Source organism: Pseudomonas sp. EA_65y_Pfl1_P113 (genome assembly GCF_963970525.1).
Lineage (GTDB): Bacteria > Pseudomonadota > Gammaproteobacteria > Pseudomonadales > Pseudomonadaceae > Aquipseudomonas > Aquipseudomonas tritici.
In genome coordinates, this window is the sequence record NZ_CAXAQM010000338.1 from 1 (window position 1) to 531 (window position 531).

The following is a 531-nucleotide window of genomic DNA, read 5'->3' on the forward strand; positions in this document are numbered from 1 at the left end:
GTTTGACCAAGGATCGCGACGCGCTGCTCGCCTTCTACGACTTCCCGGCCGAGCATTGGAAGCATCTGCGCACCACCAACGTCATCGAAAGCGCGTTCGCGACCGTGCGCCACCGCACCGTGCGCGCCAAGGGATGTCTGTCGAACAAGACTGCGCTCGCTATGATCTTCAAGCTCGCCGAGGCCGCCGAGAAAAGCTGGCGTCGTCTCGATGGTCACAACCAGTTGCCGAAACTCATCCTCGGTGTAAACTTCGCCGACGGAATCGAAGTCGTCAGATCGCAAGCTCAATCCGCTGCCGCCTGACCCCGTCCGTCACCAAGATTCGGCGATAGCTCGCCCCGAGTCGTTTCAAACCATTGCCGTTGTCGTATGTTCCGGCGGAACGAGGTCCGGAAATGGAGGCGAACCCAACCGGACCTCGTAATCGACGCCCTGTGTTGGGAGAACAGGCCGCGATCCCGATCAAAGTAGAACGCCTTATGTTGATAACAAGTATACGTGGATTCGCCTACACACCCGCGTGGCTCAG

General features: G+C 58.9%; 1 protein-coding gene. It reads left to right on the plus strand.

All coding sequences use genetic code 11. The features are described from left to right. On the plus strand, positions 1 to 305 hold a 305-nt coding region (locus AACY52_RS29930; RefSeq protein ID WP_339561320.1), incomplete at its 5' end, for a transposase. Positions 306 to 531 lie beyond the last annotated feature (226 nt).